3 protein-coding genes and 1 pseudogene are annotated in these 2,346 nt (G+C 69.1%); 2 read left to right on the top strand and 2 right to left on the bottom strand.

The window, feature by feature from the left end; all coding sequences use genetic code 11:
* Positions 1 to 296: pseudogene (locus WBA11_RS02010) on the top strand (hypothetical protein); the annotation flags it as partial.
* 33 nt (positions 297 to 329) lie between these two features.
* A complete protein-coding gene (locus WBA11_RS02005; protein WP_424519056.1) occupies positions 330 to 911 on the top strand; it encodes an AraC family ligand binding domain-containing protein in 582 nt (193 codons plus the stop codon).
* Here the strand turns inward: WBA11_RS02005 and WBA11_RS02000 are convergent.
* Both WBA11_RS02000 and WBA11_RS01995 read right to left on the bottom strand, forming a co-directional pair.
* A complete protein-coding gene (locus WBA11_RS02000; RefSeq protein ID WP_424519055.1) occupies positions 848 to 1,948 on the bottom strand; it encodes a T9SS type A sorting domain-containing protein in 1,101 nt (366 codons plus the stop codon). The genes WBA11_RS02005 and WBA11_RS02000 overlap by 64 nt on opposite strands.
* 144 nt (positions 1,949 to 2,092) lie before the next feature.
* A partial coding sequence (locus WBA11_RS01995; protein WP_424519054.1) for a T9SS type A sorting domain-containing protein occupies positions 2,093 to 2,346 on the bottom strand: 254 nt, incomplete at its 5' end.

Here is a 2,346-nt window from a genome sequence, read left to right as displayed (position 1 = left end):
CCGTGAGCGCGACGGGCGTGACCGGCATCGGCGTGACCATGCGGTCGTTCCCCAACGAGCGCGTCCCCTACGTCACGGCCTACTGGATCGACGACCTCGGCACGCGCCGGCAGACGTCGTACTCGGTCAAGCGGAACGGTCTCGAGGGCGCCGTCCGGCTGGCGGCCCGCGCTCGCGCCCGGACGTCGGACTGGCACGGGGCCGAGCCGAGGACCGAGGACGAGATCGCCGACGCCGCCCTCGAGGGCGTGACGCGCCGGATCCGGTCGGCCACGCGGTCGCGGCGGTGGGGGTGAGCGACCACCCTCGAGGCCGGCGATCTTGACGGTATGGGCGGCATCCTCGACGTCGACTTTTCTCGCGACAAGTATGGCCCGGAGCTTCTGGTCGACGTCGGCCGCGCCGGCAGCTTGGACGGCTACGTCTTGGATGAGCGCCCGCACCGGTCGTCGTTCTACGACATCATCCTGGTCGCGGAGGGCGAGGGCACGTTCGCCCTCGATGGGCAGGCGTTCAGCCTCGAGGCCGGACGCGTGTGCTCTACCTCGCCCGGCCAGATCCGCGTCTGGCGGACGACGGGCGTCGTCGGCACGACGCTGTTCTTCCCGGGCGAGTTCATCGAGGCCTTCTTCGCCGACGACCTCTTCCTGCACATGCTCCAGTTTTTCCACACGACCTCGCGCCGACGCTCGTCCTCGAGACCGACGAAGCGACGTGGATGGCCGAGACCGTCCTCGAGGGCGGCGCGGGGCCGGCGGGAGCGAGTGGAGTCGCCCCGCCCGGCCCCCTGCCAACCTCGAGGCCTCCGCGTCCTCGAGGACGAGTCCCGATCTCGAGGGCGGCCCGGCTACCGGACGACGGTCAGCGGGCGGGACAGGACGCGGCCATCGACGTCGACGCGGACGAGGTAGACGCCGGCCGGTAAGCCCGCTGTCCCGACCTCGAGGCCGTTCGGCCCCGCGGCCAGCGCGAGGTGGACCGGCGCCAGGGCTTGGCGGCCGGTCATGTCGAAGACAGTCACCATCGCGGAGCCCGGCGCCGGAACTGTCAGGTCGAGCGCGGCTCGGTCCGCGGTCGGGTTCGGGCGCGCCGAGCCGAGCGTGTACTCGTCGTCAGGTCGGTCAGTCTGCGACGTGCTTCCCGTGGGCGTCGACGTGCTGATCGACGCGGTCGGCGGCGGCACGTCCCCGAAGGGGTCAGGGCCATCGACCAAGATGGTAGCGTTCAATGCCGTCGCCGTTCGAAACGCGTACCCGGTGCTCTCGAACGTAGTGCCGGAGACGGTTGTCGAGACATCGCTTCTGATGCGGAGGGCCGGGACCGGGCCATCGACGCCCGGTAAGATGACCTGGCCCCAACCGTCGGCCTCGTACGACACGTCGGTCTCAGACAGCAGGACGACATCGAGCGTGTACGAGTCAGTCCACGTGTCTCCGAAGGAGATCGTTGTCGGCGCGACGAGCTGGCCGTCGGGCTCAAATACAAACGTGGCCTCGAACGAGTCGCTGCCGAACGTCGTTTGGCCGAAGGACCCGAGTTGGTAGAGACCGTCCGACCGGAGCTCGACGTAGCTGAACCCCTCGAAGAGGACCGACTCCCCATCCTGTTCTGTAACAAGTGAAAACTCGTAGGTCAGCGTCGCGTCGTTGAACGGGGCCTCTGAGGCAAGCGGTCCTGCCGCGCCATTCAGGGCCCTGGCCGTCCCAACGAGCTCCTGTGTGACGTTGAGACCCGTGAAGTCCCATGTTTGGTTCGGGCCGGACTGCGCGACGAGCGCGTTGAGCGCCGCGGTGTCCGCTCCGTCTTCGTTCTCGATCTCGGCCGAGACGACACGGCTCTCGCCTTGGAGGTATATGATCGGGTCGGTCGCGCGGAGCGTGATCTGAGCCGAGGCCTCGAGGGCGAACCCAAGGGCGAGAGCAGTGAAAAGGGCGAATCGAAGGAGCATGGCGGGCAGGGATGGTTCCCCCTCCGATACTTGAAACCGTCGCACCAGGGATCAGGTGTCCTCGAGGACGGTCTACGGACGCTCCGTTCGACCTCGAGGACGCATCCCGCCCTGCTCGCGTCCGGGCCTCGAGGGCGGCTCGGTCTACCGGACCACGGTCAGCGACCGAGCGAACGACCGGCCCCCGACCTCGACGCGAATCACGTAGACGCCCGCCGGCAGATCGCTCGTGTCGAGGCCGACTCGAGACGTTCCAGCCGAGACCGTCCTCGAGGACGGCGCGATGGCCTGCCGTCCGAGCACGTCGTAGACGGCGACGCGAGCCGTTCCGGCCTGGGGAGCCGTCACCTCGAGGGCGACCGACGCGCGCGCCGGGTTCGGCCACGGGGCGCCGACCT

Origin of the sequence: Rubrivirga sp. (assembly GCF_049648075.1) — a bacterium.
GTDB lineage: Bacteria > Bacteroidota > Rhodothermia > Rhodothermales > Rubricoccaceae > Rubrivirga.
Note: the sequence above shows the minus strand (reverse complement) of the source record. Positions and strands in the feature narration are given on the sequence as shown.

What these genes read in the sequence shown, in the direction of transcription:
- WBA11_RS02005 (WP_424519056.1), top strand. Translation starts at nt 330, where the DNA reads ATGGGCGGCATCCTCGACGTCGACTTTTCTCGCGACAAGTATGGCCCG.
- WBA11_RS02000 (WP_424519055.1), bottom strand. Translation starts at nt 1,948, where the DNA reads ATGCTCCTTCGATTCGCCCTTTTCACTGCTCTCGCCCTTGGGTTCGCC.